The following is a 16,609-nucleotide window of genomic DNA, read 5'->3' as shown; positions in this document are numbered from 1 at the left end:
TGATGAAAGAGCTCATGTTTGAACGGTTACGTAAAGTTGAAAATTTAGAGCAACGGCAACTGTTAAAAGATATTGTTAGTGGTGTATTTGTCAATTTAATAGACTATCAAGAAGAAATGAATAAAAGGCTAGAGGAACGGATATTCAATGAAATCGATGATTTGGAAAATAAGTACGATATTTATGTCACACTTTGTGCAAAAGAAGATGTCGATCCAATTCATGATTGCTTATTCCCGATGCTCCCATCTGATCTTGATAAGCAGCCAATCGATGCGGCAACATTGCTCGATTCACTAAATGAACATAAAAAAACAGTCCTTCTTACTTTGTTCTTACAATGTGATACATGGCAACTTAATCAATTAATTACAGAACAAAGACTTTTTACAGGAACACTATTAACGACAGATGGATCTGTAGAGGTTAAGGTGCGTTTGCAAAAAAATACAATGTATTTAGATGAAATTGAAAAATTATATCCTATATTTCATATGAATGGGTTACCGTGGAAAACAATCAATCATCCCTTTGCTCACAAGTTTTTTGATGTTGTGTTAGTTGAATGTCCGACTTTCAACGAGGATACGGAGATTATTAACATAACCATTGATTTACAAGAGTTTGAACAAATGAAACACCTGAACATGGTACCATTGTGGAACATTCAAAGGCACGAAGTAAAAAATGTAGGATTTCCAATACCTGCAATTGATAAAGTGAATTACGAACATGTCCTTTCGCTTCGAAAAATGGGAAACCAGCATGGCTATCTCATTGAAAGTGATGAAAACAATGTTAGATATGTTAAGCGCTCCGAAAGTGAATTGACGGTCGTATCTCCGCAAGATAAATCGGGAAGTTGGCAATTATTAAAAATAGCACAATTGGAAAAAGAAAAGATTGGCAAGTTACATTACGAGCTACTGTCTAATCGCAGAATGGATCGTTTTATGCATAAATTTGCTAGTAAGTATAACGTAAATGTGAAAACAAAAGGAGAAATAATTCGCCTTGTTAATTCATTTGAAATAGCAGAAAAACTAGAACTTGTTGACATAAAAATTATGGAGGCATTCCAAGGCAAAAGTTTTAGCTATGCTGCCAATCCTTTTTTAATAAATATGTTAGGCGAGCACAGTAACAAAAAAACGATGTTGTTGGAATTTAAAGCGAAAGAGGCCAAAAATTTTATTTCAAACGACATCTTAAGCTTTCTAGTGGCCGAAGTACAAAGGCAGTTCTTTGAATATAAATGCGAAGGTACATGGCTATGAACTATATTTGGGATTTTCTTATTAGTGCAGAAGAGAAGGGTTTTAGTAAAAAGGATATTCAATTTATGCTGGCTAAAACATTCTCACCATATATGGAATTAAGTCCACCATTATTAAATACACAAGATGTAGTGCAACATATGGAGATCAATCCATATTATCGCTTTGATGAAATATTTAAAGACCTATTTCATCCTGACAATTTAACAGATTTGGAATTAAGAGAATACTTACTCGATATCGTCCTTCATTTTCTAGCCGATATTGATCGCATGCAAGGTATGAATAAGAGAGAATATTATGTTCGATTTATATTGAAAGAAATGGAAATGAACGTATTCGGAGAACGAGTACGGGACAATTTATATGCTTTGACGAAAAAGGAACAAGAAATAGTAGTACTCAATCTTTTAAGGTTATATCAAACAGGAGATGATATTTATCTGTTAAAAGATACACTCAAAAAGCTCTTTAAGCACTGTGTTATTTATGTTAGATCAGAGGAACAGGATGAGCTACTGTTATACATTGCTCAAAAAAAGACTGAACGCAATGCTAGCAAAGTGCAGCTTATTCAAGAACTGTTTTTGCCAGTAAGTTTCCATATGGAGGTTTATTGGGAATATCACTTTGGCATAATCGGTACAGAGGAGACCATGAAGCTAGATCAAATAGCCCTTTATTGATCTTTTAGCGGAGGAGGATGCAGGATGAATAAATATTCGTATAAGCTGTATGCGAATAATCGTTACACAGAAAAGAAGTATATGACATATACACGGGTTGAGTTAATGGAGATGACAACTTTCCAACTTCGAAATATTTGCTACAAGGAAAAGTTGGTTACAGGTCTTATGAATACTCTTACAAGAGATCAACTCATCGAAACGATATTACGTTATCGTGGTGCTGAAGAAACCCTTCTTATAAAAGAGCGGAAGGATGGGGGTTTTGAACGAGTTGAAGCAGCGATGCAAACATATTTAAAGACGCCTCTTTCTGATAATGGAGAAATTAAAATTCCTGCAAAGATGAGTTTATATAACGGCATGAAAATCGATAAGCCTGATCAGTATCTCGTAGAAACAGGTGGATTTCTTACAGAGTCCAATGTGTTGCTAGTGAATGAGCAGCTTGAGCTATGTGGTCTCCTGAATTTACGCAAGGATGACCAATATCCAAATCGTTATTTTCTAGCTGCAGATCAAGCAATTGGCATTAGACAAACGAAAAACAAAAATTACAGCTTTATTTTTTTAAGAAAACAAGATTCAGAGTATATGTACAAAACATATTATCAAGAACATCCGCTACCACCTACTAATCTCCATTATTATAAGGTACCTATACCAGATTTAGAAATTAAAGAACTTGAAACAACTACAGCTATTCTTGCAATCGACTTTGGAACGACTAATACGACGGCAGGAGTCTATTTAGATAGTGATTATGTGTCCTCGCCATGTAGTCACGATTTGCTCAATAAAAGAATTCACTTAAATACCATAAACTTTGTTGCTTTTCCTGATTCTCTCCATCAAAACGAATGGATTGAAGTAGTACCGACTGTGATGAGTGTGGCAGATTGTTCGAATCCAGATCAAATAAACTATCATGTCGGTTATGATGCTTTAAAGATGATGAAAAAAAACAGCTATACCTCTCTTGCCACAAAGTTTCAAGGGATTAAACGATGGGTTAGTAATTATACAAAATTAGAAGAAGTAATGGATGCAAACGGCAATACAGCCATTGTTCCTCGTAGTCAAATTATAAGGGAATTTTTGTTATATATAATACGCATGGCGGAGCATCAATTTAAATGTCGCTTTAAGCATTTACATATTTCCAGTCCAGTGAAACTAAAGACACAATTTTTAGATATGTTCCACGCCATATTGCCAGAATATCAAATTGAAACTGAGCATGCACTCGATGAAGGAATGGCCGTACTCTATAATACAATTGCTAATCAAATCGAGAATAATAGCTTTATGGATGGAAAAAAGTATAAAGCACTCGTAATTGATTGTGGAGGTGGTACGACCGATTTATCGTCTTGTCAATTTGCAATAGAGGATGGACATATTTCTTATAAAATTGATATCCATACAACGTACGAAAATGGGGATACAAATTTTGGCGGTAATAATATTACCTATCGAATTTTTCAATTTATGAAAATTGTCTTTAGCAATTATTATAGTCGTGGCACAAGCGTCTACGATATTGATACTTTAATTGATATACCTGGCAAGGATATCTATCGCTATGTCGACGATTATGGTGTGGAAGCGGTCTATGAACAATTTGAAAAGGCCTTTCGTGAAGCAGAAGACATTATTCCTACACGTTTTAAAGAATATGAAAATCGTACACGTGATGAGTATTTGCGCGTGCGCAATAATTATTATTTCTTATGGGAAATGGCTGAGGAAATGAAGAAGGAGTTTTTCCGAAAAACAGGTATTTTACGAAGTCGTTTTTATTCGGAAAAAGATTTACAGCAGGAGAGCGATTTGAACGTAACTGCTGTTGACCGATGGTGTCTATCTTTAGTAGAAAACAATCAATTCAAAGATGTGTATGATTATCCGAACGTATTTTTTAATATTAAGGAAATTAACCATCTTATTAAGGCTGATATATATGATATTGTACGAGAGTTTTTGGAAGAGTTTTATGAAAATGGACAACTTAGCGAATATTCAATTATTAAGTTAACAGGCCAATCGTGTAAAATTGATGCTTTTCGTGAGGCATTAAAGGAATTTGTACCTGGACGAAGTATTGAATTTAGGCAAAAGGCTGACAATGTCGGGAAAGTACCTGAACTAAAATTATCTTGTTTAAGAGGCGCACTGCGTTACTTAAATGCCAAAAAGATAGGCATGATTGAAACGAATGTCACGAACCATGCGCCTGTTGTGCCTTATGCTGTTAGTGCTTTTACACATAACCGCCAAGAAAAATTACTGATAAGCAGTTTAGAACGACTGAACCAAATTCATGGCAGCATTTCTCGACCTTGGGGTGTGACGGAAGTTGAATTCTTCCTAACGGGTAGCGATAACCAAACGCCATATAAATATATTTATATAAACCGTAAAGAAGACTTTACGCCGACTCTATATGAAAATATCGCAGCGCAATATCAAGATAAAATTCCACAAGATGAGACGGATTCCATTACAAATGGCGAAGTGAAGTTCTTTGTATTTGCCGCAGAAGACCACTGGGGTTTCCATGTCGTTCCTGTAGCGAGAAGAGAAGAGCAACTTTTTGTTGGCAATAAAGCATTCTTTGCGTTTGAAACGGAGTTATCCGAATTAGATTTCTTCGACGGCTTAAAGTAAGCGCTCAAAAGTGAAAACAAGAAAAGAGGTGGGTGACAGCTTGTTTGCCAATCAATATCCACATTTTCAAAAAGGTCGTATTTTAAAGCGAGAAATGTTGGAGAATTTACGAGATTACCCAAGAGAATTTTTAGATCTGTATTTCCAAGATTACTCGAATGGCATTATTGCGGGTGTCCATATTATTGTAGCAGATTCACAACTCATAATTACAAAAGGCATTATCAAGCATAATGGAAGGCTATATATGCTACATAGTAGCTATGAGCTTCCTTATGAAGCTACAGGGCACGAAACGATATTAAAAGTACGATTTCCTGAAGCAGTGAATAACCTTGATTATACCCATTACACAACAGAAATTATTTTAGATGATTCCGTTGATCTTGCACAAAATGAACTAGAATTAGCACGCTTTAAATTAAAATTAGGAGCCAAACTGCGCTCACAGCATATCGACTTTCTCGACTTTGCAACTGAATATAACACAGTAAACTATCATCATTGCCAGTATGCTGGCATACAAAAAAGCACCTACCACCCACTTATATTGCAATATTTTGCACGAGAGCTTTTAAAATATCGTCCAACTAATCCATATGATATAGCCTTTGCCTTAGAGTGTTTAAATCAGGAGAGAGTGCAACGAGATGCGATTGATTTCTATATTTGCAATAGGCTAGAGCTAGACTATCAAACGTTAAGTAATAGTCAAATTCATAAGTATTTAAATCGTATTTTAATGGACGTAAAGGGTGGCAGCCGTATGAAGGGACTCAGTCAAGGTCGACCAAAACGTATGATTGTGGATTAGGTAGTGATGTGCTAAGAAAACAAGATTATCATCACAAAGCAAGTCGTTTTATACCAACACTAGCTATAAGAAAAATAAAAGAAGGTCTATGCATACTAAAAGACTTTTTAACAAAGGAGGGCGAAAAAATGAGTTATATGGATGAAGAAGTAATTGAGATGACCAAGCATGCAAGGCAGAAAAAACGAACAGAGAACATTGAAAAGCAATTGTTACATACGGACATTGTGAAAGCCATTCAAAATGGCCAGCTAACAATTGAAGATGAAACAATTGAATTTGCACAGATTGGCTTTTACGAGAATCAAATACAAATGTTTATGCCTGTAGCATTTGAAGAGATGGAATCGGAATTAATGAATATTAAATATCCATCAAGCCGTAGACCGGATTACATTTACACAAGTGATAGCACGTCCATAAACGTCACGATGAAACGAATGGAACAACAATTAAAAGAAGAAGAGTTAGAAGATTTTACTGAAACGATGATGAATATCGTGCAAAAGTTCCAGCCAGGTGCTGAAATGTTAGATATCGGCATGAAAGAAGTGAACGGTCTACAAATTGGTTATTTTGATTTTATTTCGAAGGCACTCGATAACAAAATTTATAATTTAATGTTTTTATTTATAGTAGATGGCCATGTGGCTACGGGTTCAGTTAATTGCTTGAAAAAAGAAATGGATATATGGCAACCGATTGCTTATGGCATGTTGGAATTAATCTCAATCGAAAACAAATCATTGGATGGAGAAGGTGTTGTTTGATGGTGCGAGTTAACAAGGAAACAGCAATGACGTATAAAGATTTAATTGTGATGCCCTATAATATCCGCGTCAGCGAAATCGAAATCACACAACAAATGAATGAACATGCGGTATTACATTTAACAGGCATTATACCAGATGAACTTGAAGACTCCTACGTTTACATGACTGATGCTGAAACAGCTATCGAAGTATTGCAAATTAGCAGTAATGGCCAATCGCCTATTTTTAATGGATTAGCATTAGATGTACAAGTGAAATCGGTGCTGGGTACGTATTATTTGGAGGTGAAGGCAGTTTCACATACGTATGTATTAGATGTGAAGAAAAAAAACCAAACGTACCAACATGCTAAGATGCCATATACAGAATTGATCAATAAATGTATTGCCGACCAACCAGGTGCCGACTTTATGGATCATGTCACAAAGGGTGCTAGTATTGGTAGCTTTACAATGCAATATTTAGAGACAGACTGGGAGTTTCTAAAACGTATGGCTTCTAGATTTCATACGGGCTTAGTGCCAGACACAGTTCATAGTGCACCAAAGTTTTACTTCGGCGTACCATTTCAAGCAGGTGCTGTACAGAAAATAGATGCAATCAATTACCGTGTGAAAAAGGCAATTGGCAACTTCCTTATTTCTAGTAAAAATCATCTCGATAGTATAACGGACAGTGACTATATGTATTATGAAGTAGAATCGACCCAACTATTCAAAATCGGCAACGAAGTCACGTTCCAAGCCAAAAAACTATATGTTTATAAAATCGTATCGAAGCTTAAAAATGGCTTATTGAAGCATATTTATACGCTTACACCAAAGAATGGTTTCAGTGTTCACACGACGTATAATCAAGCAATTATCGGCGCGTCTATTCAAGGAAAAGTCATTGATGTGGCAGGAGATAAAATCCGCATTCATGTCGATTTTGACGAGGGGCAAGAAAAGAGTACAGCCTATTGGTTTCCATATTCAACAATCTATGCGTCAGAAGATAATACAGGGTGGTATTTTATGCCAGAGTTATCTGACAATGTGAGAATCTATTTCCCAAGCAACCGTGAGGATGAGGGGATTGCCATTAGCTCCGTGACCAAAGCACCACCACAATCGGGTGCTATGTTAGCAGCAACGAATCCGACCAGTCAAGGTGGGGGCGGTAGTGCTGCCCCTCCAGAGGATAGTCGCCAAGACCCAGTACGTATGGCTGATCCAGATGTGAAAACACTTAGAACGAAGCATGGTAAACAAATTCTACTAGCTCCTGATCGTATTGTCATTTCTGGTGGTGGATTAATGATTTCGTTAATGGATGATAATGGTATTTCTATTATTAGTGATAAAAACATTAACTTAAAAGCAACAGACAAAGTCGTTATTAATGCCAAGCAAATTATGATCAATGCCAATGAAAAAATTGAGATGACATGTAAAGAGAACTCAATCAAGATGGAGGACAAAATGGAGATTAAAGGAACAGAAGTACGAGCAAATTAGTGGGGATGTAGACGCATGAAACGAGAAGAAGCCTTACAGCATTTTATGGATGAATGTGTGGTAGTCCATGTCAACCGGTTACAAGCAATAGTCGATCGACAGTTTCGTCAAGACAAGGAAGTTTTACTTCAACCAATCATTCACGCATTTGAACAACTATTTGCGAATATTAGCAGACAGCAACAGCAGGGTAAGTTAGCCCCAGTTGCTTTTATTCATCTATCATTGCTACGAACATCTTTATTAGAAAACAAGTTTACGTATTTGCTGGAAGCATATGGAGAAACATGGTATTTCGATTGGGTAGAATGCACAGCAAAATATGAAGCACATTGGCTTTGTGAAGCGATGAGGGATTTACAAAATACACTAGAAAAAGAAAGAAAGTCATATATTAGCATTCAAACAACGGACGTTCGAGTCATTCTGCAGCAGACCGTTATACAGTTTCATCAATATATTGTCCAATTGCTACGTTATCTCTTTCGCTATCACCAAGAAAGCGTCCCTACAATCAATTTTCAACGCGCGACATGCTTGCGTTTCCGAGCTGGCGAATATAAAGGGTTTAGTGAAGATATTGCACTGATTGACGAACGGCAACAAGTGGAAAAAGATATCCTGTTATCGTTAGAGAAGAAAGAGGCGAACCAATCGTATACGTTTGAAAACTTTTCAAACCTATCATTAATGCAACAAGATTTGAGCCATATGAACTTTTCCTATGCAAATTTCCAAGACAGTAATTTAGCAGAGGCTTCATTGCATCGAAGTGTTTGCATTGGTACAAATTTTATTGGTTGTCAATTAGCGAATGTTGATTTTTCGTATGCAATGATTCAAGATGCAGATTTTCGAAATGCTAATTTAGCTGGTGTTAATTTTAGACATGCACAAGGAAAAACATTGAAGTTTCCTAATAATGAAGTTCCTTGCTACCTTGGTACGGATTTCAGCAATGCGAATTTGCAACAGGCAAAATTTGAATTTGCACAAATGGCAGGTGCTAATTTTACGGGTGCTAATTTAAAGGGCGCCACTTTTTTTCAACGAGATCAAGCGAAGTATCAATTTAGCCAAGCCCAGATAAAAGACATTCATTGGATTTGAAGCTTACAGGAGGACAAAATGGAATACTTTATTGTTCAACAAGACCAAAGTATTATCAATCCTATTATTCCTTTGAAGACGGACCTTGATGATGATTTTGTGTGCTCTTCAGTATTTGCAGAAGTGGTGGAAAAAGAACAGGGGCTATATTTAGATTATTTAGAAAAGCCTCGAACAATTGTGTCAGAGCAATTAAAAAAGCTGTTAGCAAAATATGAGGATCACTTAGCGTTTACAGCTATTGTTTTTACGGATGTAAAAAAGGGGACACAGCGCTTGTATTGGCTGATGGAGATTGAAAAGAAGAATTGTATTTCTCATGAAACCACGTATTATCCAGATGGACGTATCAAGGAGCTTGTGATAAACCCGAAAAAGGTTGAATTAGATTATATTTTTCAAGTCAATAGTCAAGGAAATTCTTTTACAATTGTTAATCTAGATGTGGCAGAAAGTATATTAAGACGACCATTTCTTGGCATTCAGTTGCAGCGAGTAAAACTTGAAAGAAGCTAAAAAACGTTGATTGCTAAAGTATACTGATGCATCTGGAGTCAAACAAAAATCAAAGAATAAGTCGTAGTTTGAAACATATACGAAGGGTAGGTTATTAAATGGCTCAAGTTGTAGAAAATTTGGAGACAGAAGGTTCAGAACAAGAGCAATTTAGTTATGTGGTTCATGGAGCAATTATTTCTTGTGAGCATGGTAGTCATCTAAATTATTTAAATTTACCGCAGGATCATGGCGTTTATATTAAAGGGAAAGCCGTATTGAATGTGGGCGATCGTAAACCTGACAACATCCCAACCTTTGGCGTGTGCCTGAAATTAAAAAAACCATGTACGCCTGCATGCTCCATCGACTGGATGGAAGGAATGGAAAATGTCAATATCGAGGGCAAGCAAGCGTTATTGTCCCGATGTCATACGCAATGCTCAGCAGGTGGAGGAAAAATTGATATTGTGCATGATGGACAAGAGGAATTAACAATACCGAAACAAGGCTTTTAAAAAAGAGTGTTTGAAAGGAGGTAAGTAATGAAAACGCTAGGAGAAAAGGAAGTCAACAAGATAACTACGTACGAGGATCTTGTGCTCGAGTGGCCTTATCCTCTTATTCATATCAATAAACTAACGATAAAACATCAAGGCAATGATCATGCAAGACTGTCCTTTACAGGAATGATTGCGGAAGAGCAAGCACAAAAGTATATTCAACGTGTCAGTCATTCAGATGAAGTGGTTGTAAAATTTGGTCGACAACAAGACATCTTGTTTTCAGGTAGAATTGAAAATGCAGAGTTGCAGGCAGCGCAAGGGGTGCATTATGTCTATGTCGAGGCAGTATCGTTTACAGCCAATATGGATGTTGAAAAACGCTCACGTTCTTTTCAAGATGCGAATATGACCTATGTAGCGTTACTAGATACCATTGTGGGGGCTTATCCTCATGGGGATTACATCGACCAGGTGTCCAACGGTCAAGCAATAGGTCATATCTCGATTCAATATATGGAGACAGATTGGACATTTATTAAAAGAATGGCTTCTAATCTACAGGCGGTTGTTTTTCCTGATTTACAAGGAAAGGGACCACGATTTTGGTTTGGCACACCCGAAAGTAAGAAACGTATAACAATCGACCATCTACCTTCTGTATTACATATGGATATAGATACGTATCGATTGATTACTGAAAACGATGGTACGGATGTAAGTGAAACCGATTATACATTTTGTGAGTTTGAAAGCACAGAAGCGTACGAGTTGGGTACATCGGTACAATTAAAGGGAAAATCCTATATGATTACGGTTCGGGAAATTCATCTCGAAGCGGGTGTACTAAAATTCCAATATACTGCCCAACCAGAAAAAAGTATTCGTCAGCGATTAGTACGCAATTTAGATTTGATTGGCGCAGCTTTTACAGGGAAAATCATTGATGTTACGCAAAACACGGTCAAAATTCATTTAGATATCGATAAAAAACAAGAGAAAGAAAAAGCACATTGGTTTGCTTATTCAGCAGATGCAAATGGTGTCATGTATTTAATGCCGCAAAAAGGTGCTCGTGCCCAATTACATTTTCCAAGTGCTGTGGAACAAGATGCCATTGTCATTAGCTCGGTGCGTGTTGCACCTGCTACACCAGAGGGTGGGCAAAAACAAACGAAAAAAATGGCAGACACGACCGTGAAATCATTGGCGACCAATGCGGGGAAAGATATGACATTAGGTGTGGGTGATATTACCTTTAGTGCAGTAGATGGCGTATTGGACCTTAAGATGGATGATGGAGAAGGCGTAACATTTCAAAGTAATAGTACCATTATGCTAGCGGCAGATGAAACACTTGAGATGAGTGGTATGAACGAGTTATCGGTAGAAGCGGAGGAATGGATTGCCATTTCAGCAAAGGAGCAAAGCCATATAATCCTTGCAGCGGACACACAGTTAATTAGTACACTGATTGAACAAGAAGGCATAGAGAAAAAAAGTCAACCACCGAAGTTAAATGAAGAAGCAATCGAAGCTACATCCAAAGTGGATGTTATCTTCCCACAAAAAGCAGAGCAGAAAAAAGAGAAAAAAGGCTTCTTTAGTAAGGTGCTTGATAACGTTAGTTTAGCTTTAGATGTTGCTGGATTTATTCCAGGTATCGGGACTTTCGCGGATATTGCCAACGCTGGTATTAGCTTGGCAAGAGGAGACTATATGGGCGCGGCGATGAATATAGTCGGTGCAGTGCCCATCGTTGGGGATGCTGCAAAAACAGCCTACAAGGCCAATAAAGCCGTAAAGGTAGCAGAAGCAGCTAGTAAAACCGCCAAGGCTGCAGATAAGGCAGTGGATGCTTCAAAAGCAGTAAAAGGGATGAAAGCCGCTTACTCCAAAGTTGCGCAAACACTCGATACTGTGTCAGCACTGGCTAACAAAGGCACAAAAAGCATGAAAACAGCAGCCGATAAAGTAATCGCTTCGATGGATGAAGTGCTAGCTGTGTCAAAGGCTGTCGATGGTATGAAGGCGATGGCCAAAACAGAGTTAACCAAACTCAATCATCAAGTATTAAAGAAATTTAACTGTACAAAAGGTTTAAGTGATAAATTCTGTAAAAAAGGCTTTGAACCGGTTGATTTAATTACTGGACGTATGATCTACGAAGGTGTTGACTTTGAACTTCCGGGTCCTATCCCTCTTGCATGGGAACGTGCGTGGTACAGTGATAGTAGTCGAGTTGGTTTAACCGGACATGGTATGCACTTTACATACGATCTAGCCTTAGAGATATTTGAAGAAGAAGACCTTATTGGCATTGTGGTGACGGATGGTCGCGCAGTAGGGTTTCCAATTTTACCAATTAATTTACCATATTTTAATAAAAAAGAAAGAATGACCCTGAAAAATACAGGTATAGAATACCATTTGTTTGAGCATGATACACGCTTGCTTTATGTATTTGAACAAACAACCGAGACGACATATCGATTAAAAGAAGTAAGAAATGAGCAAGACCACCATATTCAATTTGCGTATAACCCAAAAGGCTTCTTATCTCAAGTAACAGATAGCGTAGGGCGCGTACTAGATGTTACGACCAATGAAGCGGGCAGAATGACGGAAGTTGCTTTACGCAACCAAATGAGTCGTGAAGTGTTAGTACGCTATGTTTACAATGATGTTCAAGATTTAATTGAAATCCAAGATGCATTAGGACAAAGTACACATATCCAGTATGTCAATCACTTAATGATGCAAAAAATAGACCGCAATAAAAATAGCTTCTTCTGGCGTTACGATGGGCCAACTACAGGTGCGCGCGTTATTAAAACATGGGGAGATGGCAATGTCCTAGCAGGTGAGCTTGCCTATTATGAGGGCTATAACGAAATTACCAATAGCTTAGGGCATATAAGCACTTACTATTTTAATGAAGATAACCTCTGTACGAAAATTATGTATCCGGATGGTAGTGAGGTCAGCTATGTCTATAATGAGGACTTTGAATTACTGCAAGAAGTAGATGAAGATGGTCGCGTCACAACTTTCAGCTATGATGAATGGGCCAATCCAATTACGATGACGCTGGCAGATGGCAGTACTTTATCTTCTCAGCATGATGCCAAAGATCGATTGATTCAGGCAGTTAATCCAGAGGGCGGCAGTCGTCAGTGGATTTATAATGAAGACGGGACATTACAGGCAACGATTTTAGAAGATGGTACAAAGACTGAATTTTCTTATAATGAGCATCGTTTAATCGATACAGTGACAAATGCGCAAGGGCATATGGTAAGCTTAACGTATGACGCTGACCTAAACTTAAGCCAAGTCACATTGCCAGATGGGACAAGTTCAACATGGACATACGACAGGCGTGGGAACTGCATAAGTACAACTAATCCGCTTGGAGCCACGGAAAAGTTCCATTATGACCATTTAAATCGCCTAGTACGCGCCCATCTATCTGATGGTAACGATGTTCAATTAAAATACAATGCTTATGATGATATTATTTTTGCAAAGGATAACCATACACAAGTCGCCTTTGATTACACGATTCTTGGCAGCTTAACATCCCGCAAACAAGGTGGCAAGCAAGTACAATTCACCTACGATACAGAGGAGCAATTAACCGCTGTTATCAATGAAAAAGGCGAAGCATACACCTTTGAACGCGATACCAAAGGCCATATTATCAAGGAAAATGGCTTTGATAACATGGAAAAATCGTATGAGCGAAGCCTCGCAGGACTCGTGCAACGGATTCAACGACCAGGGAATCGTTGGACAGCGTATCAACACGATGCGCTAGGAAATGTCATTCGCTCTGACTACTATGACGGTACGTGGGAAACATTTAGCTATGACAAAAACGGCGCATTACAAGAAACGGAAAATGAGCATGTAACCGTTAAGCTAGAACGGGACCCATCAGGACAAGTCATCAAAGAATGGCAAAACGACCATTGGATTGCCAGTAGCTATGACGAGTTAGGCAATCGTTCACAGATAACAAGTAGCCTCGGTGCCAAAATCGATGTGGCTCGTAATGAACTAGGCAATGTCTTACAAATGACAGCCTCTCGCTCCGAGCAATCCCAGTGGACAGCCTCGATGCAGTACAATGAACTCGGTCAAGAGATTGAGCGAATCCTACCAGGGGATGTTATTAGCAAGTGGCAGTATGATATCACAGGTAGACCAACACATCACAGAGTAAATAGCCAAAGCCGAGATACACGAAGACGTGCCTACAATTGGGACGTCAATCATCAATTACGCAGTATGGTCAACGAGCTAACCGGTGTAAAAGTGACGTACGGCTATGATGAATTTAGTAACCTCGTGTGGGCCAATCAAGACAGTCGTCAATTTGATTTCTTATACCGCAGTGTCGATGATGTCGGCAATTTATATGAAACAAAAGATAAAAAAGACCGTGTCTATGGCGCTGGCAGTAGATTATTAGAAACAAAAGATGCCAAATTCTCCTATGACGAAGAAGGAAATCTTGTAGAGAAAGTCGAACATAGTGGAGATACATGGAAGTACGAGTACTATGGCAATGGCATGATGGCCAAGGTCATAAAGCCAGATAATACGGAAGTTACTTTCAAGTATGATTCATTAGGTAGGCGAATAGAGAAGAGTTCTGAAGATAAGGCTACTCATTTTGTATGGGATGGCAATACGATTCTGCATGAGTGGCTTGAAGATAGGGATGCTTGTGAAACTAATATTCAGAATATATCTTCAAGCAAAACTAACATTGATAATAGTCTTATAACTTGGATTTTCAATGAAGGTACATTTGTTCCTTTTGCTAAAATTACAAGTGAAGGGATTTATAGTATTATTAGTGATTACTTAGGTACACCTTCTGAAGCCTACGATTCTGACGGTAATAAGGTTTGGTCCAATGAGTTAGATATTTATGGTCAGTCAAAAGAGTTTACCTGTGACAAGGATTTTATACCATTCCGATATCAAGGGCAATACGACGATGAAGAAACCGGCCTTTACTACAACAGATTTAGATATTACTCACCAATTGAGGGGATGTATACGCAAAAGGATCCAATTGGGCTTAATGGTGGTTTTGTCTTATATGGATATGTACAGGATACAAATAACTCAATAGATATTTTTGGTCTTTCATGTACTAAAGAGTTAAGAAAAAATATGAACAAAGCTAATAGTGAGTTAAGAAAGAATGAAGGGTACATGAAACGTGCTTGGTATAAATATAAAGGTTCCGCAGCTCATCATATTGTAGCGGGAGATCATTCAAATCCAGATGCTCAAAGAGCTAGAGATATCTTGGAAAGACTTAAGATTAATGTAAATGGTGCAGATAATGGGATTTATTTAAAACATGTTGATCCAAATAGTATACAACCAGGTGCTTATCATAGAATAATCCATACTAATGATTATTTTAGAAATGTTGCTGATAGGTTGGAAGCTGCTGAACGTTTTGGTGGAGCAAAGGCGAGAGAAGCAGTATTAGCTGAGCTAGAAAATATTAGGACTGATTTATTATTTAACGTTAAAATTTGGTGAAGGGAGTTTTGTTAATGAATATATATAGATTTGTAAATGATGATGATTTTAAAGATTTAACCTTTTTGGATAAGGATTATGTTCGTCGATTTTCAACTTTTACAGGACAAAAGATTACTCTAGATTGGAATGAAGAGATATTTGGTATTTTAGAAGATAAACTTAATAGGGGGAAATTGTTAGATTTTGATTCACGTTGTTATGGATCTACATTAATAGTAAAAAAGAAATTTGAAAAGCTTTTTATTGATGAATTTTCCGAAATTATAGAAACCTTCCCGATAAAAATCCAAGGTATTTCAGAGGAATATATATATATAAATGTAACAAATGTTGTAACAGCAATTAATTTTGATGGTTTAGATATGCAAGAATCCCTTGCAATGTTGAGAGGTGATAATATCAGATTTAACTTAGAAAAAATAGAAAATGAAACAATATTTAGAGATATTAGAATTAATAACTTTTATTTCTGTACACAAAATTTTAAGGATTTTATTGAAGAAAATAACATTAATGGATTGCGTTTCATGAAAGTAGGGACGGGACTTAGAATGTCATAAATGAATTGCATATTTTTAAACATGCTTTTTCCTAAATGCTATGAAGAGAATTATTTCTCTTCATAGTCACTATAATGGTTCCCGTTAATGAATGTATCTGGAGTGTCTAGATTTAAAAAAGCTAATTCTCCAAGCTCACAGACGGAGTTAGTAAGTTCTAATATTGCAAACTGTTTTTCATTAAAATTCACAATGATATTAAGAAAGTTATCTAAGTCGTCCGCACTAATACCTTCATCCTCCATTTCTTTCTCGGTAATAAAATCATCTATATGGTAAGAAATATCAATAGCATCCATAATAAGTAGCTTTTCAAACTCATCGCATACTTTATCTCCAAAAACTAATTCCATTAATTCAAATTCTTTTGACTTTTTAATTTGAATGAAAAGAGATTGTAAAATGTATTTTAGTGAATAATTCATAATTGAATCGAAATCCTTTTGGACAATATCAGCTTTGATGTTAAAGGAAATTTCTTGAATCATATCTGTATGAAAGTTATTTAAAATAGATCTATAAATAGGATGACTAATTTCCTCTATGGTATCTTTCCAAATTTTCATGTTTTCTTCAAAAGGTATCATTTTATTATTCCTCCAATATTTTTTGTTTAATTTTACCATATGGATATTGGTTAATACAGTT

12 protein-coding genes are annotated in these 16,609 nt (G+C 37.0%); 11 read left to right on the top strand and 1 reads right to left on the bottom strand.

Annotated elements, in window-relative coordinates; all coding sequences use genetic code 11:
- Window positions 1-2 precede the first annotated feature (2 nt).
- From MHH88_RS13855 to MHH88_RS13805, 11 genes are all read left to right on the top strand, one after another.
- Window positions 3-1,277 (top strand): normocyte-binding protein, encoded by a 1,275-nt coding sequence (locus tag MHH88_RS13855; RefSeq protein ID WP_339263065.1) that lies wholly within the window; start codon window positions 3-5, stop codon window positions 1,275-1,277.
- Complete coding sequence (locus MHH88_RS13850) at window positions 1,268-1,963, top strand: iron-dependent peroxidase (protein ID WP_339258789.1); 696 nt, start codon at window positions 1,268-1,270, stop codon at window positions 1,961-1,963. The genes MHH88_RS13855 and MHH88_RS13850 overlap by 10 nt, the downstream gene beginning before the upstream one ends.
- A 24-nt stretch (window positions 1,964-1,987) precedes the next feature.
- Window positions 1,988-4,633 carry a molecular chaperone gene (locus tag MHH88_RS13845; protein ID WP_339258787.1) on the top strand — a complete coding sequence of 882 codons (2,646 nt, stop codon included), beginning with the start codon at window positions 1,988-1,990 and terminating at the stop codon, window positions 4,631-4,633.
- Between the two features lie 10 nt (window positions 4,634-4,643).
- The gene (locus tag MHH88_RS13840; protein WP_339258785.1) at window positions 4,644-5,447 is read left to right on the top strand and encodes a DNA and RNA helicase; all 804 of its coding nucleotides are present in this window, start codon (window positions 4,644-4,646) and stop codon (window positions 5,445-5,447) included.
- Window positions 5,448-5,575: 128 nt separating this feature from the next.
- A complete protein-coding gene (locus tag MHH88_RS13835) occupies window positions 5,576-6,217 on the top strand; it encodes a hypothetical protein (protein WP_339258783.1) in 642 nt (213 codons plus the stop codon).
- Entirely contained in the window at window positions 6,217-7,719 is a 1,503-nt protein-coding gene (locus MHH88_RS13830; RefSeq protein ID WP_339258781.1) for a phage baseplate assembly protein V, read from the top strand. The genes MHH88_RS13835 and MHH88_RS13830 overlap by 1 nt, the downstream gene beginning before the upstream one ends.
- Window positions 7,720-7,734: 15 nt before the next feature.
- A complete protein-coding gene (locus tag MHH88_RS13825; RefSeq protein WP_339258779.1) occupies window positions 7,735-8,829 on the top strand; it encodes a pentapeptide repeat-containing protein in 1,095 nt (364 codons plus the stop codon).
- Between the two features lie 18 nt (window positions 8,830-8,847).
- On the top strand, window positions 8,848-9,345 hold the full coding sequence (locus tag MHH88_RS13820) for a hypothetical protein (protein WP_339258777.1): 498 nt from the start codon (window positions 8,848-8,850) through the stop codon (window positions 9,343-9,345).
- A gap of 98 nt (window positions 9,346-9,443) precedes the next feature.
- Window positions 9,444-9,842 carry a DUF4280 domain-containing protein gene (locus MHH88_RS13815; RefSeq protein WP_024361243.1) on the top strand — a complete coding sequence of 133 codons (399 nt, stop codon included), beginning with the start codon at window positions 9,444-9,446 and terminating at the stop codon, window positions 9,840-9,842.
- A 27-nt stretch (window positions 9,843-9,869) separates the two neighbouring features.
- A complete protein-coding gene (locus MHH88_RS13810) occupies window positions 9,870-15,398 on the top strand; it encodes a DUF6531 domain-containing protein (RefSeq protein ID WP_339258776.1) in 5,529 nt (1,842 codons plus the stop codon).
- A 14-nt stretch (window positions 15,399-15,412) separates the two neighbouring features.
- Window positions 15,413-15,961 carry a DUF1629 domain-containing protein gene (locus MHH88_RS13805; protein WP_339258774.1) on the top strand — a complete coding sequence of 183 codons (549 nt, stop codon included), beginning with the start codon at window positions 15,413-15,415 and terminating at the stop codon, window positions 15,959-15,961.
- Between the two features lie 50 nt (window positions 15,962-16,011).
- Here the strand turns inward: MHH88_RS13805 and MHH88_RS13800 are convergent, their stop codons facing one another.
- Window positions 16,012-16,548, bottom strand: a complete 537-nt coding sequence (locus MHH88_RS13800; RefSeq protein WP_339258772.1) for a hypothetical protein — start codon at window positions 16,546-16,548, stop codon at window positions 16,012-16,014.
- Window positions 16,549-16,609: the final 61 nt, after the last annotated feature.

This window comes from Lysinibacillus sp. FSL K6-3209, assembly GCF_037976175.1.
Taxonomy (GTDB): Bacteria; Bacillota; Bacilli; order Bacillales_A; family Planococcaceae; genus Lysinibacillus; species Lysinibacillus sphaericus_D.
The sequence above is the reverse complement of the archived record's forward strand: the minus strand, read 5'-3'. Positions and strand labels throughout refer to the sequence as shown.